General features: G+C 46.6%; 15 protein-coding genes and 1 pseudogene. All 16 read right to left on the bottom strand.

The features are described from left to right. Window positions 1–239: 239 nt before the first annotated feature. Window positions 240–485, bottom strand: coding sequence for a hypothetical protein (locus tag ACXAFR_RS19280; protein WP_475179781.1), 246 nt, complete (start codon window positions 483–485; stop codon window positions 240–242). Between the two features lie 11 nt (window positions 486–496). Beyond that, window positions 497–1759, bottom strand: coding sequence for an McrC family protein (locus ACXAFR_RS19275; RefSeq protein ID WP_475179780.1), 1263 nt, complete (start codon window positions 1757–1759; stop codon window positions 497–499). Between the two features lie 12 nt (window positions 1760–1771). Next, window positions 1772–4417 (bottom strand): AAA family ATPase, encoded by a 2646-nt coding sequence (locus tag ACXAFR_RS19270; RefSeq protein WP_475179778.1) that lies wholly within the window; start codon window positions 4415–4417, stop codon window positions 1772–1774. 26 nt (window positions 4418–4443) lie between these two features. Further along, the gene (locus ACXAFR_RS19265; protein WP_475179776.1) at window positions 4444–6126 is read right to left on the bottom strand and encodes an NERD domain-containing protein; all 1683 of its coding nucleotides are present in this window, start codon (window positions 6124–6126) and stop codon (window positions 4444–4446) included. A gap of 12 nt (window positions 6127–6138) precedes the next feature. Beyond that, on the bottom strand, window positions 6139–7161 hold the full coding sequence (locus ACXAFR_RS19260; RefSeq protein ID WP_475179775.1) for a Fic family protein: 1023 nt from the start codon (window positions 7159–7161) through the stop codon (window positions 6139–6141). Window positions 7162–7315: 154 nt separating this feature from the next. Further along, window positions 7316–8014, bottom strand: a complete 699-nt coding sequence (locus tag ACXAFR_RS19255; RefSeq protein ID WP_475179773.1) for an RNA ligase family protein — start codon at window positions 8012–8014, stop codon at window positions 7316–7318. Next, the gene (locus ACXAFR_RS19250) at window positions 8011–8535 is read right to left on the bottom strand and encodes a hypothetical protein (protein WP_475179771.1); all 525 of its coding nucleotides are present in this window, start codon (window positions 8533–8535) and stop codon (window positions 8011–8013) included. The genes ACXAFR_RS19255 and ACXAFR_RS19250 overlap by 4 nt, the downstream gene beginning before the upstream one ends. Further along, complete coding sequence (locus ACXAFR_RS19245; protein WP_475179769.1) at window positions 8532–9860, bottom strand: DUF3696 domain-containing protein; 1329 nt, start codon at window positions 9858–9860, stop codon at window positions 8532–8534. Before ACXAFR_RS19245 ends, ACXAFR_RS19250 begins: the two co-directional genes overlap by 4 nt. Beyond that, the gene (locus ACXAFR_RS19240) at window positions 9860–13918 is read right to left on the bottom strand and encodes an Eco57I restriction-modification methylase domain-containing protein (protein WP_475179766.1); all 4059 of its coding nucleotides are present in this window, start codon (window positions 13916–13918) and stop codon (window positions 9860–9862) included. The genes ACXAFR_RS19245 and ACXAFR_RS19240 overlap by 1 nt, the downstream gene beginning before the upstream one ends. Window positions 13919–13938: 20 nt before the next feature. Continuing rightward, complete coding sequence (locus ACXAFR_RS19235; protein WP_475179764.1) at window positions 13939–16791, bottom strand: helicase-related protein; 2853 nt, start codon at window positions 16789–16791, stop codon at window positions 13939–13941. Then, on the bottom strand, window positions 16788–22010 hold the full coding sequence (locus ACXAFR_RS19230) for a DEAD/DEAH box helicase (RefSeq protein WP_475179763.1): 5223 nt from the start codon (window positions 22008–22010) through the stop codon (window positions 16788–16790). Before ACXAFR_RS19230 ends, ACXAFR_RS19235 begins: the two co-directional genes overlap by 4 nt. A gap of 14 nt (window positions 22011–22024) precedes the next feature. Next, window positions 22025–22225 (bottom strand): helix-turn-helix domain-containing protein, encoded by a 201-nt coding sequence (locus ACXAFR_RS19225; RefSeq protein WP_475179760.1) that lies wholly within the window; start codon window positions 22223–22225, stop codon window positions 22025–22027. Between the two features lie 738 nt (window positions 22226–22963). Beyond that, window positions 22964–23536: pseudogene (locus ACXAFR_RS19220) on the bottom strand (transposase); the annotation flags it as partial. 271 nt (window positions 23537–23807) lie between these two features. Beyond that, window positions 23808–24587 carry an RNA ligase family protein gene (locus ACXAFR_RS19215; RefSeq protein WP_475179759.1) on the bottom strand — a complete coding sequence of 260 codons (780 nt, stop codon included), beginning with the start codon at window positions 24585–24587 and terminating at the stop codon, window positions 23808–23810. Further along, complete coding sequence (locus ACXAFR_RS19210; protein ID WP_475179757.1) at window positions 24574–25866, bottom strand: AAA family ATPase; 1293 nt, start codon at window positions 25864–25866, stop codon at window positions 24574–24576. The genes ACXAFR_RS19215 and ACXAFR_RS19210 overlap by 14 nt, the downstream gene beginning before the upstream one ends. Further along, window positions 25859–26509 (bottom strand): RNA ligase family protein, encoded by a 651-nt coding sequence (locus ACXAFR_RS19205; RefSeq protein ID WP_475179756.1) that lies wholly within the window; start codon window positions 26507–26509, stop codon window positions 25859–25861. The genes ACXAFR_RS19210 and ACXAFR_RS19205 overlap by 8 nt, the downstream gene beginning before the upstream one ends. Between the last annotated feature and the right edge of the window lie 173 nt (window positions 26510–26682).

Here is a 26682-nt window from a genome sequence, read left to right as displayed (position 1 = left end):
TGAGAAATCAATACAAAGAACCTCTCCACTGGATTCATCTAAGTCGCCAATGTAAGAGTATAGTGAGCATGGTAACGCGGACGAGCAGCAAGCCAGGCTCTTAGTTTTTCAGTCTTATGCTTACCTAGATATCTATATTCAAGTGAGTATCCAGCACTTTTAGTACTTCTAGATCCATCTCTCGCAGGAAGCTCAAAAATTCTTTGGCCCTATGACGTTAATGTGGCCGCCGATAACCTCTACGGCTGCAACATCCAGCGCAGCAAAAAGTCTCGTTGCCACTGACGAATAAAGACACGTATCTGTGTCTCTACACGCCTAAACAATGATGGCAATGCCAGCTGGGCTCGAGTTAAGGCTTGAATATGACTCTTTTTATCGACACAAAACACGAACGCACGGGCTGAAGGGTCCACGTTTAACCCAACAATATCGTGAACCATAGCAACAAGATGGAGATTCGCAGAAAGTTTAAATGTCTGCAAGAGATGCGTCCTTAAACGCCACGAATAAAACTTTCTAATCCACTAATAAAGCTTTTGTCTTGATTGGACTCAATTAGAATACTATTAACGGATATACTGCTGGGCGTATCGCCGTTTATAGACAGAATATATTTACCCTCGCACCCAGATTGTTTTGGATATACCAAGCACAGCAAACGTACACCGTATCGATTTCCATAAGCCTGCATCTGATACATATCAGCTTGAGAGATTCCTAATTTTGCTTCTTCTGGCGCTAATAACTTCCATTTTGTATCAACAATTAGCATGGTTTTGCCAGACTGATCGATAAAACTGATATCAGGTCGCATTTGGAATACAGGCCGATCGATATCGTGTCTATACGCCATAAATCGTTTCGGCCCCTGCTCTTTCAATCTCCAACCATATTTAAACCCTAGTGGTTTCAACGTGGCAGCCACCCAGGATTCAAACAACTGGTTCATATCAAACATCAAAGAAAATGATTTTAGACCTCCAGCACCGGCACCTGGATTAAGAGCTTGAATAAATATTGAGCACAGGCGAATAATTTCTTCAAACCGATTTTCACTGCGATTTAGATAAAGCTGATCCACCTCTTTTGAACTAACTTGCCGATCAGCAACTTCATCAAAAGCATACAACAACTGAATAATATCGTTCTTGATGCGGGTTGACCGTGTTTTTGGTAGCAGTAGCCTCAAGGTATATTTGATAATTTGGTTGATGAGAATATCTTCACTTAACTCATCATATTGACAAAAAAGACGCTCTTTATGTGCCAGGTTGTGCCGAAACTGCATATGGCTGAGTAATTTCCCTTTCAACACAGCTAAATTTTCATCACGAGAAACATATTGCCGCAAAGCGCCTTGTACTAATTGCCTATTGAGTTGCTGGCAGAAATCGTGAATAAAAATATCCAGCAATGTATGTTTCTGAAAGTTAATACTAGCACTACCAGGCTTGTGTATTTTGAACAGTCCGGCCTTTCTGAGCATACGAACCAATGCTTCTCTACAGGCACCAGGGTTTGATTCCTTACCATGGATCTTGGGCAGTATCTCTAATGTCAAATCCCCCAGATTCACCAGCCCGCAATATTGCGACCACTTTACGCAACGGTGCCCCCAACTGTAGGCGTTACCAGGAATAGTATTTAGATTTGAAAGCGCCTGAGCATGTTTCGCTTCAATAGACCGATCTCCAGTCTTACGCTCATCAACGATGAGTAATGATTCATGCTCAATGATGCATAGGACTTCAGCCATAAAAATCCCAACCTAACCTTCGATGTTGGGATCTTCGTAAATCTTGCGAATGCTTTCTGGTGTGATATCCGCAGTCTTTGCAACACGGTACTCAACAAAATCTTCAAAGTCATCGTGATCAAAACCGAGCACTTCGACGTCACTCATGGTTGAATGCTCAATAATTTGCGGCTCCAGCTTTTTACCTCCGGATCCTACATCTCTGACCACTAATTGAATCCTGTGCCAGTCATCGTAGAAATACTCTTGTAGTAAGGGCACTAGCTGATTGAGCAATACTTCCTTGAGCCCGCTGAAATCCTTTACCTTGTAGAGATAAGCATGCCCCAACATCATATCCCGGTTAAGCAGAAAACGAATACGCAGGTTCATTGCATCAAGCATGGCACGAAGATTTATAACTCCACCCTGGCCATCTTCGATATAGCCATCGCCACGGGAACCAGAAATGATGCTGGAATTTGGCATTAACTCTTTGAAGGTAAATCGGCGCCTTAATGCAGTATCCAGCAATGCAATGGAGCGATCCGCCGTATTCATGGTGCCGTAAATATCTAAATTTTTTGGCACGGTAAAGCGATCTCCGGAATATGGCAGAGTAAGAAAAATACCGTCTTTCCCATTAACAATTTTGCCATCCTTATCGAATTCTGTGCGCTTGTCTTTTTCCACTAGCGTGATCAGCTCGCCAAATATCTTTGAAATATTGCCTCGATTAATTTCATCAATGAATAAAGCATAACGATGGGATGGATCATTTTTCGCCAATTGGCATAAGCGTCGAAATACACCTGGTATAACCCGATAAACCACTTCACCGGAATCTTCATCTTCGATTGGTCGCATGCCCTCCACAAAGTCTTCATAACTGTAAGCTTGATGAAAGGTAACGAATTCATAACGAGCCTGGCCATGATAATCCGGCGGACCAGCTTTTAGGGCATCGGCTTGGCTAATCTGCTCTTCACAAGCATCCTTCCAATCACCAACAAAGGACCAGGTACTGTCAGTGGATTTATCAAAAACATAAGGAGACTGACGCTTTGAATAATTAACGGTTTCAGAAGTCGCTATGGTGTGAGTTTGTAGAGTAGCCCAAATCTGCGCTCGAACATGCTTGGTTCGCCCGATGGCTTTGGCTTTTTGTTGAATGAATTCGTGCCGTTCAATCTCACCCGTTTTTGCTTTACCACCTAACGCATACAACGTCATCACCACAACATCGAACCAACGAACACTTTGCAGTGCCTGCGCTAACCACTGCTCTCTAGATACAACATTTGAAGGTGTGGTGTATTTTTCTAAAAGACTATTAAGCTCGTAGGTTTTTCCTGTGCCAGGCGGGCCGTAAAGGATTACGTTAAGGGGCTCAGAAACAGACAATGCCTTAGCAATATTCGCAACGTTATCGGTTTTCTTAGTAACTTGCGCCCAAAATTTTTCTAGCAATCCCGCGCTACGCTTCTTGATTTCAATTCCAGACTGCTGCGGCGCCCAATTTTGATTGTCGATCCTGATAGCATTAAGGTCGTCCAATGTGACAAACTGATCCTTAAACGGATCAACAATTTGGCTAAGTTCCATATCCACATAGAGACTGGTTTCTCCAGCAGCAGCCTTTCCAGCATTCCAGTGCTTTTCTTCATAGGGTTCGGTAACAATATTGCCCGTAGCAATAATCCCTTTAGGTGGAACCCCCAAACGTATCAGCCATGCTCTGTCACCGGGTTGTACGTGGCTGTTACTGCAACTCCAGCGGGTTCGAAAAGTGTTTCCCTTTAATACTTGATGGATTGCGCCCCCGAAATCTGACCATTCCCACTGATCAGGATTCCATGTAAATAACCACTGTTTGCTTTGCGTATCTCGCCACTGCTCTCTCACAGGGGGCACATAAAAATCAATTTGATCGGTACCGTAATCCGCTTCCTGTTTTTGACGAATAGCAGCTAGCTCCCTGTCAATCTCCAAAGCTAACAGCTTGCGGACTGCTGCCTTTTGTTTTCCTAAGAAGGTAGCCACAATCTCGCGTCGATCAGTGCCACCAAATATGCGTTCGAAGCTATCGGGAAACAGCAAAAACAACAGCATATGTCGAAGCTGGCGGGACTCATTCTCAGGAATGCTCTGCAACCATTCAGCAAATACCCAACCATCGCCCAGTAGCTTTTCACGCTCAGCCAGAGGCAATGCACAAAATTGTTGAGCGAAATTGACAAAATAAACCAACTCCCGCCAACGATTGGTGTTGTAACTGGTACCGGCGCTTCCAATACCCGATAACACCTCATCATCGAATAAATCATCACTGGGTTGAAATGGTTTTCCTGACCACCCCCAGATCCGAGTTACTAATTCTTGCTTTTTATCTAGACCGATATTGCTCGGGCAAAGCATCATCACCCACATCATCTCAGCCGTAAGCTGCTTTACCTCCGGTGCTGTAGGTGCGATCTGTGACTCTAACTTAGTAAAAAAGTCACCTTGACCAAAGTCCAAGTTATTCACAAAATATTGGTTGAGTGCACTGATATTCTCAACACTCCAAACGGCGTCTTCAGAAAATATCGATCCATTGGCCAGCAGACACTTGTCCTTCCAATTCTCAGCTGCATTAAACTTGGATGCAGTTTCTTTTTCCCCGCAGAATCTTGCCATGTTGTGCTCTCAGCATCCTGTTGGATCTAAATATCCTGTTGCGAATAGACGAGCAAAAGATGCTTAGCTCGCGAACAAGCCACATAATAGTCAGCTGTTGTAAAAACAGAGCCTGACATCGGGCTTTCCTTTAACAATAAAAAGACCACGTCAGCTTCTAAACCCTTAAAGCTTCGAATAGTGGTCGATAAAATACACTGCCCTGCTCTCCAAGCATCCAAATCATCCGCAAGCGGTAATTTATTAATTCTGGAGAGTTTCTTGAGGGGCTCTGGTTGCCTGTAAGGCGAAAGCACAGCAATTTGATTTGGCTCCAGCCCTTGATTAAGCAAAAGATCTTTTAAGCGAGCTTCAACACTTTGCCCCAACATTAACGCACTAGGGTTAGTGATGGTTTCTACTTTTTCACCCTGCGGAGCCATCGGGTGAGTTTTAATCTCTTCATCAATAATCCCGGCGCAGGTGGAGGAGATCTCGCACGTATTGCGGCAATTCGTTGGTAAGTGACCGCCAAAGCTCATCTCGGGAATACATTCTCGAGGCTGAAACAGAACCTGGCGCGGATCGTAGAAAACGAACAGATCGCCTTTCTCTCCCTCACTATTTAGCTCATCCAGCACCAGCCACCAGTCTTCAACAAAATCCTGTGCCTCATCCACCACGACCGCATCAAAGCGAAAATCGGGCAACACCGCCAACGCATTGGAAAGCAACTCTGCCGCTTCAGCCGACCAAAAATTCTTATTACTGGAGGGATTAAAAGGCTGACCACTGCGGGAACACAATTCCGCAACCAGGCCATGAAAATGGTAAACCTTAATCAGTTCACCGTATTGTTCAGGGATCGATTCGCGCATCCAACGCGCCAAGTGCTTATTGAAACATAACAACAGAGTTGATCGGCCTTGCTCTGCATAATACCGAGCCTGGGAAAGCGCCAACAGCGTTTTACCAGAACCCGCAACACCTTCGATGGCAACCCGCTTGTTGTGACGACAAAAATCCAGCACCCGGTATTGCTCATCCGTCAGCCTAACCAGTTGCTCCTCCTGATTAGCGATCTGTCGGCTCATTAAAGCCACCAACTTAAATTCTGGCGAAATGGCTCGCTCGATCAGTTGCTTGATGTCTTTACTAATGGGATTGGCTTTGCCCAAGCGATTCCATTTATTCAGGGCATTGGCTACCGCATCGGAAAAACTGGTAGAGGTGAGAAAATCAGAAAGGTCGATCACAATATTCGGATCACTACCCGGTGCCATACCACCTTTGTAAACCAAATCCGGAAAGCACACTGCATAACCATAGGCAAACGGCAGCGGTTGGTTGGAAAAAGCCTTCTTCTTAATTATGCCTTCGATGGCATGTAAGTTTTTGGAAGCCTGCTTGAACGGATCTTTAATTTTGTGAGTACGCCCGTAGTAGTCCTTCGAATACCACTGCATCTCGTGATCATCGAATTGAATGGTGCCACCCTTCACTTCCAATACCAGCACCCCCCGATCTGGCCAGATGATCAAGAAGTCAGCTTCCCCTTCCTGCAAAATCTGATTGTTTGGATTGAATTCATGGCGCTCCAGCCGAAGCCAGGGATAGCTATGATATACGGTGCAATCATTTGGCAACCGATCCACCAACGAGCGTGCAACGTCTCGTTCGGACTTAACTGGAATGTCCTCGACTTGAATTGGGGGAATCAGTTTTGCCATCTATGGTTTTCCCTATTTCAGCTCACCCAGTAAGGCTTTACCCTCAGCAGTTAACCGATATTTTTGCGTTGGACTTCGGGGCGATTCTGGCTGAGTACGCTCAATCCAACCTTGATCCAGTGCCGGATTCAAATAGTGCTCACGAAAGCTCGGCTTATGGGACAAATCCAAAGCAGCCATAATGTCCCCTGCCCCCAAGGTCTTGCTGCCGATAGCCACGATCAGGCGAGCTACTTGGTCGGTTACTTGGTCGGTTACTTGGTCGCTTTCACTACCAGAAATATTCAAAGCCGATTCAATCGCTTCCAAAATCATTTCCAGCATAAACTCAATAAAAACGGCGCTGTCGGTTTGATCGGTACTTGCCTGCAATGCCTGGTAATAACGCTGCTGATGTTGGTAAACGAGGCTTTCCACCGGAATATTGGCAAATACCGGATTCCAGCGGCTAAGTATGAGGGTTTGCCAAAGGCGCCCCATACGGCCATTACCATCAGCGAAGGGGTGAATAAACTCGAACTCATAGTGAAACACGCAGCTACTGACTAAAGCCGGTGCGTCGGATTTCGCCAACCATGCAAACAAATCTGCCATCAACCCTGATACTCGATCAGCGCCTGGAGCCATATGAATCACCGTCCCGCCAGACATCACACCCACACCACCAGTGCGATAGCGACCCACTTCATCGATCAAGCCCTGCATTAAGGTAAGGTGAGCTTCCAATAAATCATTTTCATTGGTGGGATGCCATTGCTCAAACTTTTCATAGGCCTTAATGGCGTTGCGTACTTCCAGGACTTCTTTGGGTGGAGCGATAACCCGCTTACCTTCCAGAATCGCCGTTATCTGTTCTTCACTTAGGGTATTGCCTTCAATGGCGAGTGATCCTTGAATAGTACGGATGCGATTGGCTCGGCGCAGTTTGAGTTCGGACGCCTGCTGGATAGCCGACAAACGGCCTACGTGCTCACTGATGCTGGCTACTAATGACAATATTCTTGAAGTAATTGTGTAGGGTGGTTGATAGGCCATGGGGTTTACTCGCGCCCTCCCTCTCTCAATAAAAATACTCGTTCGCTGCGTACGATCAATTCGGGAGACAGTGTCTCTCGGATTGGATTTTCACCAATTCTCGCGACTCGCAATGTCATTTTGAAAGTGATCAAGTAAGCTGATTGATTAGCCATTAGCTTGAACTCACTCTGTTCCACTCAATGGAACGGCTACGCCAGTGATCGTCAATTGCTTGGGTGAATTCCGCCCGAACCAGTTTTGCTCGAGCTTCACACCAATCTTGGCTATGTTTTCTAATAACGACTCCTTCAGGGGCACCTTTGCGATAGCGACTTTTGCTACTATTTAAAAGTTCGATTAATTGTTTTAGCGTTATCTTTCCTTGATAAAGATCGGGTACTACCTGTAATCCTAGCTTCCTGGCAAGATCATCCCTGCGTGTATTACTCCAGAACTTTTGCTGCTGGCGGTCATATACGTCAAACAACACAAACCAATCAGGGAGTGACTGATAATCTAAAGAATGCTTTGCCGCGCACCATTCACCGAAAAGAATCCAGTCAGGTTGCAAGTGATCGAGCAGTTGGTATCGATGTTGGCCCAGCCAACTCATTAATCGTGAGAACTGCCCAGTGTAGGGTTCGATTAAATATTGCCCCCGGTTTTGTGCCTGAAGCTCACCTTCTGCATTGAGAGAAATCCCTAAATTGGCACCATCGAGTTTTTCTTCTACCAGCACTTCACCAATCAAAAAATCATCTACCTCCTGTCGAGAAAGCACCTTGTCATCCCGAGGACTACCCTCACCTAGCCAGGTAATGTGTGGCGTGTGAGGAAAACGGAAAAAATCATTTTTGTCAGATGATCTCATCTGGACTTTTCCTCAAATTTAGCTCGTGACCATGCCTCAATAATCGGTTCAATCTCCAAGCTAGCTTCAGCTAATGACATTTCCCATTCATGCCAATCGGTATCCCCTGCGAACGCGATGCAGCTGGAACCATAATCAGATTGCGCTTGAATAGAGGCAGCAACCATCTTTTTGTCCGCATTGTCATGAATTACTGTATTCAATGGTTCCTCAAGAACACCGTGCCCGTCACCATCATAAGAGACAGAGACTAAATCTACAGCCACAGTACTCCATTTATCTATCAGAACCTGAATACCATAATCCTGATATCTCAGCTTATTGTTGTACTCTTCTTGGATTTTTCCTTCATAATCCAATACCAATCTTGATTGGCTCGAAGAAAACTCAGTCAGCCAGTTGTAAACTTGACGCCTAATATCTGGATCATCCGGTGTAGCGTCTATATCTGATGGATTAACCGGATCCGCAGCACTAGCCGCTATTAGCACATTGGTATCAACTACATAGCGGTCCTTCATTGTCCTTTTATTTCCTTCATTCGCTCCAACATCATCCTAGCTTGGTCCCGAGTCTCGCCGAGTGCATCACCGAAGAAGCCTTCAGGCCAATTAAGTACTCTGCCAAAATTATCGACCTCAAGAGTTCTAAGATTGGCTTTACCAGCCTGTGCTTCAACAAAGTACATTGCTACATGATTTTGTTCTAACTTTTTACCCGCGATTAAAGTTTGCATTCGGCGAAACAGGTGCTCAGAATGCGTTTCAACAATAAATTGTACTTTCCTGTCTTTGCTCACTTGGGCCAAGAGGTTGGCCAGAACTGATTGGGCGAGTGGGTGAAGGTGGCTTTCAGGTTCTTCGATAATCACGATATGACCAGGTTCTGCATACAGAGCCGCGACGATCACTGGTAGCACTTGAGAAACACCTACCCCGACATCCTTGATATTGGATTGTTCACCGTGATTTTCGATCAATAACTCGTAGCGCGCCGAATTACCCAGGGATTTGACTGCAAGGCCATCGGCGAGATCCATTGCTTTAAGCCAGACAATAGCCTGTTCAAAAAGCTCGCTTTCAGGGGGGGCTGGTTGATTTTTTTTGCGAGCCTTCTGAAAGGCAACGCCGCTGCCAATTAAAGCATCAATCGCTTTTGAACCATCGTCACCAATATGTGACGGCATTCGACCTGCCCAGATGTAATCGCGTTGCGCCAACTTTCGTACCGGGCCTAGATAAATAATTTTGCTCAACTCATCCAATAACGCAGGGCCAATTGGCGCAATTTGCTCTGCTACCGCTCCTAATTTATTCAAGGTGGCCGATGAAAATACAAAAGAACGCTGTGGTCGATATTCTTCGCTTTGACCAATTGGCTTACTTTGTTCTAACAGTTGTAAACGATAAATACCGGGTTTTCTTCGCTGAACCAGATATCCTAGTTTTCCTATGCCCATACGGAGATAATCCAACTCCGCGCTACCCGCATTGCCTTTGCGATATCGCGCAGAAAACAAGGCGGCACCTATGTCTGGGTCTGGATCATGCCAATGAAATTCAATGCCGATCTGATTGGCTGGGTTACTAGGACTTCCCATACCGTGCCGACATAAAACATCTTTAAATTGACCTAAAGTTACTGAGTCGCCTTCATCGGGATTTCCTAAATTTAGATCTATATTTGGATCTGTGGCTTTCACCGTCTGCCGGATTAACAATAGGCTTTGGATCAGACTCGACTTACCCGATGAATTGGTACCCAACAAAAGCGTTAGTGGCGCTACCCTCATAGCACCGGTACTACGCCAGATTTTAAAGTTATCCAGTTTTAAGTGGGTTAGCATTATTTAAGCTCCCCTCTTTCTAATTTATCCCAAGCTTGTAGTACTAAACGTTGTGTACGGTATTCACCGAATTCCTTTTCTTCATTTCTTTTTAAAACGGCAAAAGTTTCTGATGGGTAGCCCTGTTTCACGTTCTCGGGGTTCAATATAAATTGAAGCTCTTCACGATTGAGACCGTATAACATAGCAAAGTAAGCATCTAGTTCAGCCTGAATTACCGCACGTGAATTTAACTCAAATCCAAAAGGAGCATGATCAACACCGACGTCTCTAGCCAGATCAGCTAGGTCCTCAGATGTATAAATCAGCTTTATTGCTCTCGAGCAAATGAAGTCGACATCATCTTCTGAATAATAACTTTCTGGTAATACAGGTAACTGCTTCATAGTGAAGTATTTTAACGCCAAACCCCCAATTTTTTGCCTTGCCACATAGTCACACACAAGAGAGCATAAACTGGCAAATAAAACAATTGAGTGCCTTGGTTCGGAATCTGGCAGCATTAACAAAAATTTATCGTTAACTGCAGACTTTGGAATAATTGATGCGATTAAAGAACGTGCACTAGCTCGAGCATCAGTGACATCGCGCCAACCAATGAGCCAGTTGTAACGCCAAGATTTCCCCTGCAAAACTAGAGACACATTTTTCTGATCAACCCAATAATATGGAATCGCCTTATATTTTGGATTTGATAATTTATCAGAATCAATCTTGGGTAAGATGTGCGCACGTTGTCCATTTGTATTCGAGAAGTCCCCATGTCGGTGATTGTAGATATAGACCATCTTTGCCTCATACAGAGGTACATACTCTTCACTATCCCGCTTGAAAACATTCCCATCTAACTGAAACCCTTCATCTACCAAATCCTGATAGGTCTTAAATAAGTGACTATCATTCGCCATATCAAACATACGCATAAATGAAATACCCCAAGAATTCTGCTCCGCCTGCTTACCCCTGGCTTCTCGAATCAACACAGGTACACGCTGATAAATCTTTTTGGTTAACTCTGCATCATAACGAGACTGAAAAATAGGGCACGTCAAGGTATTGGGATTTACCCGTTCGATATCCTCTGCACTGAGAGAGAAGACCCGCTCAGGATCTTGAAGATCGCTGATATTCTTGCCTTGGAACATAAAGTCAGCTTCAGGTGCCGACAACCCTGAACCAACAATCGTAGTCAGCGCAAAGCGGAGCATGTGTCCTTTACCCGCCCCTTTAAAGAACCCCTCATTCTCAAACTCAAAAAAACTGTGTAGCGATTGATGAGAAATCAGCTCACCAAAAAAGTCTTTGGTTGAGTTGTCGGTTGCCAATCCCGAAGGAACAATAAAACCCGCTCGCCCGTTTGGCGACAAGACTTGGCGAATGGTTTCAGAAAACAAGGCATAGGTGTTAACGTCACCTACGCCGGTCAGCGGGTATCGTCCGCCATCATTTCCTTTTACATGCGCAAACACACTGAGCGCTTCAGCTACGCGTTTGTTGGTAATAAACTCTCGATAAAGCCGCTTTTCCGAACTGCTGGGCTTACCGCTAGTAACAATATCTGGATATAGGTGTTTGGTAAGTAGGCCTTGCGACAACCAGTCAATTCTCTGTGTACGCTCCGCCTTGTTTTTTGCATCAGTAATATCCGTCGAACGAGAAGAGAAAAACTCCTCCTCCTGTAGTTTGATTCGCTCCCAAGGCGGATTACCCAAAATACAATCGAATCCCTTGGAGGGGCCACTCAATATCTGCGCGAAGGCAAGTGGCCAGTTAAATACTTTAAATTCATTACAAAGGTCATAAGCCCGCTGAATTTTGACTTGCTGGGAAGCACTGCTAAGTTGCTCAGGCGTTTGATATGTATATAAAGCCAGATACAGATTCTGGCTGTCGGGGATTTCTGACTCTGGAATGGTGTTGTCTTTTGGAATCAGAAATGCACCCAGATATAAATCCATCGCTTGTTGCAAACGGCTACTGTGACGGTGCTCCAAATATTCTTGAAATGCTTGCTCCTTGGCTTGAATTTGTTCTACTGTTTCTTCAGGTAAGTTTTCCAGTAGCTTCAGCTCGTCGAGCGTAGAACTTGATTCAAAAGACAACGACATTTCTGGGCTCTCTAGTTCTTTCTTTATCGCTTTCAAATAATCCGAATTGGCTTTGGATAATTTTTTACACAGCTGTTTGTCGTCACCCGATAATGCCTTGAATGCATCTTTCGGGATACCCATTGTTATCTGATCCAGTTTGGTAATTCCTAGCAGCGAGTTACCATTTTGGATATGAGAATCCAAAAAGCTTAAAGGCTTGCCTGGTTCAACAGATTCCAACCACAAGCCAGTTTTACAGAGTTCAACCGCTAGTGGGTTAAGGTCGACGCCGTAAATACAGTGACGTACCACATCATGCATGGCATGCCGATAGTGATCTTCAGTGGGTTGATCGGTGCCAGCGTCAATTGCAGCCAACCTCGAAGCTAGTCGCCGTGCCGCTGCCAACAAAAAATGCCCTGAACCACAAGCCGGATCGCAAACAGTAACCGAGAGAATCGCCTCACGAGGTTGTTGTGGATTGGCTTGCAAACGATCAGCAATTACTGGATCAAGTGCTGATTTAATCAACTCCTGTACCAGAGAATCGGGCGTGTAATAGGAACCAGTAAGTTTGCGACTGTGGCCGGCTGCTGATTCTTCGTCATCAGCATCCCCCATAAAACTGAATTGCCATTTATCTTCGGTGCTCAGTTGAGGAGTCAATTCAAGTAGGGATTCATAAACAGAGCCAAACTCTTCTGTATCCATATCACGGTAATTGATACGTGATAGCGAATGCCCCTGTTGAAAATAACTAAGATTAAATAACGCGCTGTAAATAAATCTGTTCTCAATCTCAGCACAGTCAAGATCAGTGCACTGATCTTTAGCAAACAAGCCACCTAACGCGGGTTGAGCCAGCAGTGGTTGCCCTTTTGCAAAACCGTTAAAGGTAATTTGTAGTTGCTGCCAAGCGTCGCTATGGCTATCACGATGACGGTTAAATCGCGACCTTTCTCGAAGTAGTGAAACCGAATAACCTTGTTCGTAGAGTTTTCTAGCAGCGGCGTAATCATTGCCTTGGTGATCTTTAGGAAACAATGCCACGTTACGATCTTCTGCAGTGAGCAGAAACAAAAAGCGGTACACCAACCGTAGCACTTGTTGAAAGTAATCTTCTGTGGTGAGTTCTTCCTTGCTGAGCTTGTCACGCAACGACTGATTATTTGCGTGTGCAACAAACCCAGTTCCTAATTGGCGTAACGACTCTTTTACAGGCTTCCAAAGATCCTTGAGAATTCTTTCGCCTTCCTCCAGCCCTACATTTCGCCATTGTTCTAACCAACACTGTTCAATTTGCTGGTTTATTGGTTCTAGACGTGAAGCCTGTAGTAACAACCAAAGCATTGCGAAGTCAGCGTAGTTGTCTTCCTCAAACAATAGGCTGAAGTCTACTTCCAAATATGCCGGGCGAGTCATCGCAGGGTTATCACGTAACAAACGCAGGTAGCGTCCATTACTGATAATCGCCCAAAGGCAATTGTTTTCAGCGTTAAGGTATTCTTGCGCCAACCCCATTGGGGAACGCTTTCTGCCTTCTTGTCCGAATAGGACATCGCCTTTATCTAAATCAAAATCTGCGCCACAGAGCACCAGTGGCACCTCGCCGTTGTGCGCAAAATGCGTGATGGGAAATTCCCGTTCACCGATGACTTTGTTCTGGCTGGGCTCGACATCATAGCCAAACACTCTCGTTAAAAGCGGGAGCAGCCATTCCTGCTGCGCCAACGTGTGGCTGCTGATATCCTGCCGCTCGATATGTTGCTGATATTCCTTCCAACGCCCTTGTGCAATACGCCAGTAGCGGCCCATTTCTTCGTTAAAGCTTAAACCTGGCTCAATAGCGTAATCGGCTTTGCTTTGGCCCGGTAGCTTGTAGGCACGGGCATCTTGCAGCACTTTGCTTCCTAAAAAACCACCTACTATGCGGATGGATTCAAAGGCTTGATCGGTATTCTTAGCCATAGCTGGATTATTTCCTTCTTTTACAACAGGCCAGCATCTGGCACTAAGACATACACACCCATCACATCCACCGGTAACTGCGGTTGCACACTGTAACTACCACGGGCATCGGCAGCTTCACGGGTGCGGCGATGGTCCCGGAGCACTTCGTTTGCTCGCTCTTCAGCCAATTGACTAAAATCAGTTTGCAACTTATCGATGTATTGGATGGCTTGGTTTAGCTCACGGGTACGGGCTTCTGGCGCCATGTTTTTACTGGGCGGAGCCTGCATCAGTTGCACTACGTCTGCCTTGGTGAGGAGCTGTTGTTCGCCGTTGGCATCAACCGCCATAGCTAAGGCCTCCTCGGCCAACAGTTCGGAGCTGAATTGTTGCTTGGCTTGGGTACGTTTAATGGTGAGTCGTGAGCGTAGCCGTAATAGATAAATGGTGGTTTTGGTTTGAATGGCTTTGGTGAAAATCGCTCCTGCTCGTGCGACTTTACTGGTTTCCTGGCCTTCCATTGCAAGTTCAGATAGGTAGTCTGCAATGTGACTCACCAAGGGATGGGTTCGGTTGATGAATTCTGCGGGGGCACTGGTGGGGTATTTGAAATCGATATGCTGAATTTTCATCAGCCCCGAGACTTCCAAACGCTCTTTAAGCTGCAATGGCAGGTGTTGTAGCGGTATCCGATAGACGCCACTTTTTTGTTGGTTGAGCGGGGCACCGAGTCGCTCGCAGGCGGTTTTTACGAATCGCTCTACATCTTGTTTGTCTCCCAGCACGGCAAATGCCTTTTCCCACTCTGGCATTATGGCTTCGGGCTTGAGTCGGTTTTGAGCGAAGATGGTTCGGCTTTGTTTGGCTTTTTCGCGGGCTGATTCCCACTCAGCATCGAGGCTCTTGAGATCATCGTCTTCTGCAAAAAGATCTAGAGTGCCTTTGCTTCCTAGTTGCCCGTCTTTGCGCAGTAACACGGTATTGAGAATGGCTTGCATATAGCGGGCTTCGTTTTCGGGTGCTGGAACGGCGACACCCAGTGCTTTACGAATGCTTTCTGCTTTGCGAATGATGACTTGTAGTACTGCACCGTCGATGGGGTTGTCATCACCATACAGCATTAGGGTTTTTACGGTTGCTGCCTCTTGACCAAAGCGATCCACACGGCCTTCTCGCTGCTCATGTCGGGTCGGGTTCCAACTTAGGTCGTAGTGGATCACGGCGGTAAATTGATCTTGAAGGTTGATACCTTCGGAAAGGCAATCGGTGGCAACCAAGATGGATGGTTTATCGGATTCTTTGAGTTCTGCGATTCGTTCTTGGCGTTCGGTGGGATTAAAGTTACCCGTTACATAAATAACGTGATGGTCTTTAAACTTTTTTGCCAGCTCTTCGGCCAGGTATTCTGCTGTGGCGATGTAGCGGCAAAAAATGACTGGATGATAGCCCTCTTCGACAATGGGCTTGAGGTTATTAACCAGCGTTTTTAGTTTGGGGTCGCCACTGGACTTTAAGCTGCGGGTGCGTTCGATCAAACCTTGCAGACGATTAACGTCTTCCTGTTGGGCAGCACCGGGCTCAATATCGTCAAGGCTCAAATCATCGTCTGCACCGTCGAGCACGCTGCTGAAACCTTGGGCCTCCATGGTCTTCAACTTTTCTTCTTCGCTCAACTCGTTATCTGCATCGACTCCCAGCACATTATCCAAGCGGGTGTTCAGCGCTCGAATAGCGGCTTGTGGTGAAGAGGAGATACATCTTAATAGTGCTAATGCTGCCCACCAGTTCATTCGGGCTTTGAAGGTGCCCTCAGCTTCTCGTTCCACCAGCTCGCGGGCGTATTCCATAACGTCCTGAAAGATGGCGTTCCAATCTCCCGTTAAACGGTAGGTGGCTTCGGCGGAGAACCGATCGGGGAATAGATTACCTTCTTGCCACTCTTTAATGTCTTGCCTGCGACGCTGCACAAAATGATCGGCCAGTTTGATTCGCAATGGGTGATCGGCGCGGGTATCGGCTTTTAAATCGGCAAAGGCTTTATCCAGCAGTGCTAACAGGTTGTAGAACGCTTCTTCGTCACCACTGTGAGGGGTTGCGGTGAGCAAGACTATATGGCGGTTTTCATCGTTCGATAAATCCCGTAGTAGTTCGTAACGCTGTTGGCGACCCTGGCCAGTACGTGAACAGGTATGCGCTTCATCAACGATAACAAAATCCGGGCATTGTTCTGCAAACGCATCGCGGCGGTTTTTGCTTTTGATGTAGTCGAGGGAAACAACGGTGAAGGGGTATTCGGTAAATATAGAGGTTCCGGCCGGTAATCCCCTTTCCAGTTTTGCTGCTGTGCTGGAGCGCACTATTTCTGGATGGATATGAAAACGATTACTGAGTTCCTGTTGCCACTGCTCGCAGAGGTGTGGTGGGCATAACACGGTGAGGCGCTGGATTTCACCTCGGTCTAGCATTTCACGGGCAATTAGGCCTGCTTCGATGGTTTTGCCGATACCTACGTCGTCGGCTATCAGCAAGCGGATGGTTTGCTGTTTTAACGCCATCATCAAGGGCACTAGCTGATAGGCTCTTGGCTCAATAGCGATATTGCCAAAGCTACGGAAAGGGCCAGCTCCGGCTCTTAGTTTTAGCATTAAGGCATCGCGCAATAACAACCCTGCCATTTGGGTGCCGGAATGTTCTGGCTTTGGTGGTGGAAAGCTAGCTGGTTCAACTGGCTCTCTTTCCAGGGCTGGCGCTAATACTGTGGGCAATTCTTCACCGCCCCCTAAAGGGCGTAAGTACAAAACATGGGTTTCGCTTTGGGGTAACACTACCCATTCCCGGCCACGCGCACGCACGATTGATCCGGGGTTAAAGGTCGCAGCTGCTGAACTCATTCGTTGCCTGCTCCAAAAATATCGGGGTATTGGGCAATAATGGCTGCCCAGCTATTTTGTTGTTTTGAAAATCGAATAACGGTTAGCCCTGCGCTTTGTAATCGCCTTGATGTATCCGCATCGATTTTTTGTTGGTTTGGGTTTTCGTGATGTGGGCCATCGATGTAGATCACCGCTTGATGGCTGCGATAGACATAATCCGGCCGAGTATTGAATTGTTCGATCACTACCTGGGCATCGTCAGGTAAATGGTGCCCTTGTTGTTTAAGGTAATCGAGAAAGGCTTTTTCAAGACTGGAGTTAGATAATTGCTCAAGGTGCGTGAGCTGTTCTTCGGGCGATTTGCCTTCACTGCCAGAGCTAATGGTGGCGTCGATTAATTTTATTAGCGTCGATTTAAGTTCGCCTTTGGCATCCTTTCTATCGATCAGCTCGTGTTCGGGTTGATTGTAATAACTTAATAAGCAGCGATAGCATCCGGCTTCACAGTTGGGTTCCACATCGACATATTCACCCTTTTCGTCGGGTTCGAAATGGCAGATGGATAATGCGCGTTTTGCTACTCGGGATAGCGCGTCGCTGTCGGTTACCAATCGCGTTAGCACGCCCGCGCCTCCTTCTGCAGATTCGTAGAACAGAATGGCTTTGCGTTCGTTTCGGTTAGGCAGGGGCTCCGCCATCAACTCCGATTCTTCGATTTGGAATTCGGCTTCGATTCCCCGCTTCAGTGCGTATTGAAGGCTGGTGAGGAGTTGTTCGTCTAACTCTTCTTCTGGGCGGATAATGAGAACGTTGCGCCTGTCTTCAACAAAAGGCGTTATGCGTTCTATGTGCTTTTCGTCTTTGGATGCTTCGTCGTTTTCATCCGGTGGGGCTTGATCGTCTTTACTCCAAAAGCCGGTGACGGTATCGATATTGAAGCCGTAGATGGATTCTTCTTTGCGTCGTTTCCAACCGAGATTGATACGCCACACGGTGGATGCGGGTGCGTATTGAAGGTGAAGAATTTTTTCACCGCTGGCATCTTTTACTTCGGTGTTGACCACGCGCAGCCGATTATCCATGGATGCAAACTGAATGGTGGTTTGCATGTCGTAACCCTGGCGTTGACGTTCTTCTTCATCGCAGGTGATTCGGAGCACGCGCTGGGTGCTGACGTTTTCGATGCGATAGAGATTGGCAATTCGCTTGCCCCCTTCCAGCGGTGTATCGCAAGCGACACATAATTCGTTATCGAGTTGCTCGCGAAAATGGCCATAACCGCAACCGGGGCATAATATAGCCTCCTGCTTGGCTAATCCCAGCTCTCCAACTTCCTGATCACCTCGCACCCCCAGCATGATTTTCTTTACGCGGTACTGTGAGCCTTCGTGATAAATAAGACTCAGCGGGCCGAATTCGGATATGGCAAGAAAACGTGGGCGGGCCAAGAAGCTGTCTCTGCCAATATTGCCTCTGCGCCCCTGAATAAACGCCAACAATGGCAACCTGGGGAAGTTATACCCTGGTAAGAATCCCTGGCTGGCTAGATATCGATAGGTGGAAAAATCGGAACTGACTTCACTGTGTGCATCTAGCAGCAGTGCCAGTTGGGTCTTGGCTTCGCTATAGCGTTTGTCCGCTGCCTTTCTATCGCGTTCGGCTGCTGCCGGGTTGGAAATAACAGCATGGGCCTTTTGCAGTTGTTCATTGGTTGATGAATACAGATCACGCCAACGATCAAAGGCTTTATGAAAACTGGTATAGGATTGCTTTACCCGCTCCTCTAACCATTTTCTAACCGCTTCATCGAGCGGAAGTTCTGAGCTTAACCATATACCCTGAGCAACAGGAAGATCCGTCACCAGCATATTCAATAGATTGATGCCGCGTGCAGCTGTTCGTTCTAAAACTTTCGCATCGTCCATTTGTGTCCGAAACTCATCCAGAAGCGGCATTTTTTCTGGTGAGTTCATGTCCAACATACCATTGATGGCTTTGGGCAACGCTTTGCGCGTTTCGGTTAACCAGAGTGCATGCAAATGACTGGTGACGAGATCTTCATTGGCAAGATCCAGGGTAGGCGGGCTCACATGGCCATGCACCATTCGCACTGGATCAGCGAAGAAATACTGATCATGAGGGCTTAGTGCAGCACAATAGGTTAGTACCAATGCAGGCTGACCCGAACGCCCTGCTCGCCCGGATCGCTGAGCATAGTTCGCAGGCGTTGGCGGGACGTTGCGCATATAAACGGTGTTTAGCGACGCAATATCGACACCCAATTCCATTGTTGGGGAACAGAACAAGGTTTTTAGCTCTGCTTTGCGAAACAGTTTCTCACGCTCCTCACGCTTTTCGATGTCTACCTGCGCCGTGTGTTCTCGGGCTTCCAAGTCGAACAGGGTTCGATTGCCTGTATTGAGCAACTCGGCAATGGTCTGATAGAGGGTTTGGAAGTATTTGTTCTCGGATCGGTATTGATCGTTGGGATCAGGTTCGTTTTGAATGTCCGCCGGTTTCCATTGCAGGAATTCCCCCAGCAACTGATAACCTTCGATGTTTTTATCGTATTCAACTTTCTCTACCAATCCATAAGACTGGAGCACGGTCATTAAGCTTTGGATTAGATCTGGGTAATTCGCGTCTTTGATTTGTGGTAGTAACTCGAAATCTTCCTGCCAATATTTGGAACGCTTTAACTGCTGCCCAATGATGGATCTACTCGACGCTGTGACAAAGTTGAAGTTGTCTTTATTGTTTTTGGGTTTACTTGTCAGTAATAAAAGGCATCCGGGCTGAAGATTCTCTTCCTCACTGAAAGCCCAGGGTTCTTTCAAGTATTGAAAACTTTGTGATTTGAATTGCTCTTGTTGATAGGTATCCAAGAAACGACTTTTAATACAAAGCCCACGGCGCATGGTATCGAGAAGCGCTTTTAAAACACGGTAGCGGGCTTCCACCGATACGAGAGCCAACTCAGGGAAAGGAAGATTTGACCACTGGGCTTGATCGCTACAGAGGTCTTCCAACCCTTCATAATCAATTTCAAGGAGGTCTAACTGTTCCAGGTTTGGGTTGTTGAAACGCCAACCTCGACGCAAGTCATAGTACAAGCGATAAGCCAACAGGTTACGAGCAGCCTCTTCAGCCTTACGACGCCCTGGGCCTTTTGCATCTGGAGCGGTCAGGTAATCAGAACCGTCAATATCAAACCCGAGGGTTTTAAATACTTCTTGGGCCAGATTACTGTCGGTGAGATAGCCGTTGGGTGACCTTTTAACAGCGGCCAATAAACTGGAGCGAAGTAGAAGGATTTGAACAAAATCGTTGTAGTGCCCTGCTTGGAGCGAGGCATCCTGACGATTATCCGTGAAACCGAGTAATTTCTTTGCCTCGTCTTCTAGGCTGGTATCTTTTTCTAACATGTAACGCAATGCGGAAATGGATAGCACCGTGGTCGCCGATGAGCGCCCTTCCCCGCTTAGCGACGTCAGTCGGGTTGAATCTTTCCCGCGTGCTGAATGAGAAACACCGCAACTTAAACAGAATCGGAACGCACCTGGGATAAACCACCCTTTCGTGCCTTCGTGTGACTTTCTGCCATCCGGCAGAATATACATTTCTTGCGGTTTGAATTTTTTGTAATTGCTTTTTAGCCTGAGTTCACCCTTTTTCTCTTCAAACCAGTGTTCTGGGTATTTAAGGATATCTGTGTCATCGAAGCTGGTTTTGGGGTCGAACATGTAGAAACCCCAGTGGTTGTCATCTTCGTCGTTGTCTCGGTCTGTAATATCACGGGGGTTTAGTATTTCGCCATTATCGAATTCGTACCAAACGGGATGGTATTCCTGGCCACACTGCCGACAAAAATGAAGGCTGTAGAAACGTTTATTACGGTCACCTGGTAAAAACTGCTGACCGGAAAGATCGAACTGGCGCTTCGCTTCAGGCTCCAGCGTGGAAAAGAGATTGTTTGCGCCGGAAATAAATTGGTGAAGTCGGAACGCGAAAAGGGGTCTGCCTGATGTATCGGTGGTGTTGTAAGCGGTTAACAAAAACTGCTGAATATAATCTTTGCATTTTTCCTCTGCCACACCGGAATCCTGAGCGAGCTTTCCCGCCGCCCAATCGATGTCCTGTGGTTTTGATCTAACCCAACGTCCTTCTTCCTTTTCCAGGCCAAGTGATAATTCAATCCAGGATGAAAGCGGATGTTCGCGCATTTCTTTGAAGGTCGGGTTTGCAGGTACTGGCTGAGTGAGGGCTTTTGCCAACAACGGTTTTGCAGGCTTTTGTTCGCTGGGTGTCTGGCGTTGCAGCGTTTCCGTGATGATGTTTTCGGCCTTAACCTCTGCGCCAAACAATGTAGAAGCAACCTTTGCGACTACAGTATTTCGCGCAGCGAGAGTGCCTTCACTGGCCATTGTTGCGGACGTTCCAACGCATAGAACGTTTTGATTGAGGGCTTCCCTAACACGCCTGACTAGCATGGCTACATCAGCGCCTTGTCGCCCCCGATAGGTATGCAGCTCATCAAGTACGAGGAACTCTAAACTTTTCGCTGCTTGTATGACCGTGCGATCGAGTTCGTCCTGACGCGTCATCAACAATTCGAGCATCATAAAGTTGGTCAGAATGATGTCTGGCGGACAGGCAGACATGCTATGGCGTTCTTCCTGTGACTCCTGCCCGGTATATCGACCGTAGGTGACGGGTTTGCCCTCTCCGTAGTGTTCGAGGTATTTATCGAGTTCTTCTAGTTGCGAATTCACCAAGGCATTCATTGGGTAGATGATGATCGCCTTGATTGAGGGTTTCGGGTTACTGGCTTTGGCTTTTAATACTGCGTCAACTATTGGGAGTATGTACGAGAGCGACTTTCCAGAGCCGGTACCCGTGGTTAATACATAACTCTCTCGGCGCTGGGCAATATGAACGGCTTCTTCTTGATGCTTGTGTAGACGAATGCTGTGGCCTAAGGAGCCCTCCTTGTCTCGACTAAAGCGAAAGATGTGCTCGCATTCCTTATGCAAAGAACCATCATCCACTAATTCCTGGGCTGTCTTGCCTGACACGAAGGAAGGATTGAGTTGGATAAGGGGCGCTGGCCAGTAATGGCCATCATCGTACTTGGATACGATGAAGACTTTAATGTCTGGCGCTTTGATCTGGGTGAAGCTGGTGGTAAATCGCTTGTAATCACCGATGACAGCATCGCGGTAGGAAAACACATCCATGGATAGCCCCGCCCTTATTCTATTATTTCGATCAAGTCGCCGACCTGGCAATTCAGGAACCGGCACAAGGTTTCTAGGACGCTGAAATCGACACGCGTAGCTGTTTCATTATAGAGCCGGGTCACGGTACCCCGATTGATACCAGTCTCCCTGGCCACATCGGAAACCTTTAAACGCTTCTCACCCATTATCCTTGATAGATGGCATTTGACCATTTTTCAGCCTATTTGCTTTGTTATTGGAACTAGATCAGAGATATGAAGATTCATTTTGGTCTATGGGAGAGCAAAATACAACTTTATAGAGGCTATTTGTATGGGGAAGAAGCCTATTTCTGAAAAATAATACGCTTCTGAGGAAAATGATCTCGGAGCAGTCCTGCTGCCATTGCGTTGATGGGATAGAGTTCTTTGCCGATTAATAACTAAGGGCGGATATTGACTCGTTTTTGCGTTGTGCGAATTCCGCCTTTTCATGTTAATCATGGGGAATAAATAAAAGGCTCATTTTTTATCACCTAACCTATCTTAGACAACCGCCTACTGCAGTTGTATGCCTCTCCATATCATCACAAGAATCAAGTTTTACTCTTACAAAAATGTACATTGCAGTTGTCTAAGATCATGGGGACAAGCATGCTCCCCAGGTTTTTCGAAATTTGCCGACGTATGAACTCGTAAATTCACCTAAAGATCACCAGATTAAATGCACTCGAATTTATGCAAAATCTTATAAAACTGCGATACGCAGCTTGAGCTTGTTGTTCGAAAAAACCAGCAAATGGGGATTAAGCGGATTTTCCATCATGAACTTTCAGTGCTAAAAGCAGCCTCAAATACCATGTAAACTACCTACCATAGCTATCTATCCACCAGAATCACACCAAACGAATTAGCAAACGCTATTATTCAAATTTGATAAGGGTGTTCAAAACTCTGTATCAGCCAGCAACATCATAAGCTGATGGATTTCTCCAACAGATCCAGGAAGTGAATCTGTGAGTTGGGACAGTGTCAGGTTCCAATTCTGGATCGGATGTGTCCATCGCTCAGCGGCTTTGAGTATACCGGCGTAGGGTAACTTCAGTAAGCTGTTTTCATTGGAGAAACCACTCTTGGTTTTGGTGAGCTTGCGAAATTGACGGTGAACCGCTTCAACGGCATTAGTGGTGTAGATCGCCTTCTGCACGAGATCCGGATACTTAAAGTAGGCTGAAAGTGTTGGCCACGTACTTCATGGAGCTGCGTATCTGGTGAATGATACAGTGCTGTATCTCGGTATCCAGATAGATACTGTCGATGGCTTCCGGAAGCCCTTTCAACCTATCGACACAGGTGATCCGGATATCTTTTACACCCCGGTTATTCAGACCGGTTAACAGATAGCCATTGGTGAGCACCTTCCTGATCCGATAATTATATCCCCAAAAACTCTTTCTTACCGTCGATGCTGAGACTGAGAAGGGTGCAAATGGCTTTGCTCATATAACGGCCGTTATCTTAGATTTTATAATGAATGGCATCCAGCGAATTCTAGCAACGTTCAAACTAAATCAAGCATAGGCATTATTTTATTTTTAGGTAAAAGCTAAATTAACGACCGCGCTTATTTTAACTTTGTGAGCATCATGGAAGGGAAAATACCGGTCTCAATGTAGGCAGCATCGCCAACATTAACCCCCTGATAGCGCAACCGCATATTTGCCTACAGCGCCGACATCGACATATTAAATAAAGACTAGAAGAACCTCATAACCAACAACGACACAGCTCAAGAACTCTGAAAACCCTACGTTGCCTATCCAGATAACTTCCCCAAAGATAACTGGTTTTGTATTAGCGGTCGTCCTTTCCAATGATCTTGCTGGCGACTGATTGTCGAAAGAAACCCCGCGCATATAAACTTAAAACGCCCTTCAACAACCCCGTCTTGCTCAACTTTGATATAAAGGCCTTCCATCGTTCCCGTTAAGTCCGTTTGCTGCAGAGACTTATCGAGGGTCTGATTTTTCTGCATAACAGATTCTACAAAGATGTCTTTTTGTTCCGGCGAGATAAAGTGTGACGGCCCGGTCAGCTCATAAAGTTCGTCAGCGTATGAATAGGCACCCCGCCCAACGACATGCACTGAATGCAGAAACGTCAAACTGCTAAGCAGCTCTATTCTGCGGTCAGTGCTAAGAAAGACGCCGGATAATCTGTCAAAGATGTCGTATTCCAAGAGATAGTCCGGCAATGCGTCATAGAAAATGGTGTGTTTGGCGTAGAGCCATTCTCCGAACAGAATATACCGATCACCCAACACCTCCCACAGTGGCAAACGGTAAGTTGCAACCCATCGTTTCAGAAGATCAAATTCTGGGTTGTACAGCTCATCGACGAAATGGCCTCGGCTTTGGATTCGTGGGCGGTGGGCACTTTCAAAGAAGATGCCGACTTGAGTGCCGTCCATTTTCTCTTCAATAACCAAATGCTTTCCCTGCACAGACGCAAGTTTTACTTTCTTCAAATTGACAGGGTCACAAGTAAACTTGGACCCTTCAATATGTTGCGTTTTTGGGTATTTAATGAATGTCATAACTGCCAGTATCCTGGTAATTACCCGACTGCCGGATTAGTTTGCCACTTCCATCAATAACCCAGTAGCGGTGTGCCTCCTCTGGCAAAGGCCACTCCAATTGGTCTAGCTGCTTGCGAAGAACGTCTTCAGGCGCTGGATAAAGTCGATTTTTGTTGTCCCTAAAAATCTGAGACTCAGATTTGTGAAAAACAACCATCGTTACCAGGGCCTGATAATCAAACGCGATTCGACAGATGCGCTGCCTGAAGTCTTCTCGCAAGTTTGTGGCATCCCAAATAACATTTTTCTTGGCTCGCAAATGACCTTTAAGCCTTTCGCGAGCAACATTGAGAATTTGCCCGATGTTGGATTGATCAACTCTGTCACCGTTAATCTCTTGTCGCAATTCATCAAGAGAGATGATCTCGCACTCAACATCGAATTGCTTAATCCACGTCGACTTTCCCGATCCACTTGGGCCATACAAGACATACACTTCGCTGAATCCCTCTCGAAGTGCGTAGGTGCGTGCAATGCCTTCTTCTGGGGTTGCGATATCGCCCTCCTCGAAGTCTCGCATTGTTCGAGCAAAGATCATCTCTTTTGTTCTTAGCGGCACATCGTTTAGTACTGGCGCCATGTCTCGGCGAAGTTGCTGCAGCGGTTTATGCGCTTCCCAAACGTCGTACTCTTCACTGAACAAACGAAACTGCTCCAGCAAGTCGAGCTGCTCCCTAAGATCGTCACAAACGCGCCCCCTCATATCCGCCACTTCAAGCCAATAGAGCAGATCCACAGGCGCTTTTCGAGCGAGCTTCCAATACTCTCCCGAATCCATCTGTTTGATCACCAGTAGCTTGGGCATATGGTGCTCACCAATCAGCCCCATAACCCACTCAACCACCTTTCGCGACAGTTCCAGATCAAGCAGACGATGGGCAACGTAGGATCGCCCCATCGCCTCATGCCTTGTTGCTACGACTCGCTCAACGCCGCGCACTGGTTTTCTTCGAGTGGTGAGTGGCTTGGCAATATCATGCAAAAGAGCGCCGAGCACGAGCGCCTGGCGTCGCTCTCCTTGAATATGGCAAGCCTCGCAATCAAGCAATGTGTACAACTCATCCAACACCATACCGGTATGGATATAAACGTCACCTTCCCCATGCCACTGCGGGTCCTGTTCTGTCGTTTTGAACTGATACAAGAGCGGAAAGTCATCACCGAGTTTTTCAACGCACTCATCCATTGATGGCGTCCCGCTTAACGCCAAGGAGTGGAGCCAATCCTTCCTATTCATCGTCAGCGCCCTCCATAGATTTCAACCTATTGGGGACGACATCTTGCGCCATCCAATGAGTGTCGGTTTGGACGTGGTCTGTTCTTACCCATTTAGCGAAATGGTTTTGAAATTCCGAATAATGGAAACCCTCTGCGGTTCGAACAACATAGCCTTCCACCTTGTCGGTATCGACTTGGATATTCCGCACAAACTGTTCATCCCAGCGCCCTTTATAAATAACAGGCACGGTATGAAGCTGCCACAGCTCCGCCCACTCAAGCGTTTCACGCCAACTCAAGCAGCGATTATTGTCATCCCAAAGGGCAAACACATAAAAATAACTCTCTAAATCTGAATAAAAGAGCGAGTGTTTTGCGTACAGATTTTCTCCGCATATACGCCACCCTTCAGGAATGTCTGCCGCTAGACGGGCCTGCAACCCTTTAACCCACGTTCTGGATGGGTGGTGGCGACTGTCGATGGAGCGCGCATGTATGTAATCCCGATAGATGGTCGTACATTCGCCGTCCATCTTTTCAGTGATGACAATATCTTTATTCTCAAATCCATGAGACTCCGTGCGCCGAATATCGTCGGCGGTATATCCCGGAGACCACGGAAGGTGAGGTGTACGAGGGTATTTGAACCGTTGACTGTTCATTCCCTATCTCCTTAACTTCCCAATACCCCTAACTCAAAGCCTAGCGGTATATTTATTATTACCAGTGGAAAGACAGCACTTACCCTTCGCAATAAATCAGCAATGACTACTGACGGTTTAGCGAATACTGGTCGTGCCGTACAAGAAGGAGGAAATAACTACATAGCTCCACA

This window comes from Pseudomaricurvus sp. ABR4_320 (assembly GCF_056159445.1).
This window is presented reverse-complemented; position numbering and strand designations above follow the sequence as displayed.

Excerpts from the sequence above, each read along its gene's own strand:
- ACXAFR_RS19275 (WP_475179780.1), bottom strand. The coding sequence starts at position 1,759 with ATGGCTGAAGTCCTATGCATCATTGAGCATGAATCATTACTCATCGTT.
- ACXAFR_RS19205 (WP_475179756.1), bottom strand. The coding sequence starts at position 26,509 with ATGAACAGTCAACGGTTCAAATACCCTCGTACACCTCACCTTCCGTGG.
- ACXAFR_RS19230 (WP_475179763.1), bottom strand. The coding sequence starts at position 22,010 with ATGGATGTGTTTTCCTACCGCGATGCTGTCATCGGTGATTACAAGCGA.
- ACXAFR_RS19260 (WP_475179775.1), bottom strand. The coding sequence starts at position 7,161 with ATGGCCTATCAACCACCCTACACAATTACTTCAAGAATATTGTCATTA.
- ACXAFR_RS19210 (WP_475179757.1), bottom strand. The coding sequence starts at position 25,866 with ATGAATAGGAAGGATTGGCTCCACTCCTTGGCGTTAAGCGGGACGCCA.
- ACXAFR_RS19215 (WP_475179759.1), bottom strand. The coding sequence starts at position 24,587 with ATGACATTCATTAAATACCCAAAAACGCAACATATTGAAGGGTCCAAG.
- ACXAFR_RS19225 (WP_475179760.1), bottom strand. The coding sequence starts at position 22,225 with ATGGTCAAATGCCATCTATCAAGGATAATGGGTGAGAAGCGTTTAAAG.
- ACXAFR_RS19235 (WP_475179764.1), bottom strand. The coding sequence starts at position 16,791 with ATGAGTTCAGCAGCTGCGACCTTTAACCCCGGATCAATCGTGCGTGCG.
- ACXAFR_RS19240 (WP_475179766.1), bottom strand. The coding sequence starts at position 13,918 with ATGGCTAAGAATACCGATCAAGCCTTTGAATCCATCCGCATAGTAGGT.
- ACXAFR_RS19245 (WP_475179769.1), bottom strand. The coding sequence starts at position 9,860 with ATGCTAACCCACTTAAAACTGGATAACTTTAAAATCTGGCGTAGTACC.
- ACXAFR_RS19250 (WP_475179771.1), bottom strand. The coding sequence starts at position 8,535 with ATGAAGGACCGCTATGTAGTTGATACCAATGTGCTAATAGCGGCTAGT.
- ACXAFR_RS19265 (WP_475179776.1), bottom strand. The coding sequence starts at position 6,126 with ATGGCAAAACTGATTCCCCCAATTCAAGTCGAGGACATTCCAGTTAAG.
- ACXAFR_RS19255 (WP_475179773.1), bottom strand. The coding sequence starts at position 8,014 with ATGAGATCATCTGACAAAAATGATTTTTTCCGTTTTCCTCACACGCCA.
- ACXAFR_RS19270 (WP_475179778.1), bottom strand. The coding sequence starts at position 4,417 with ATGGCAAGATTCTGCGGGGAAAAAGAAACTGCATCCAAGTTTAATGCA.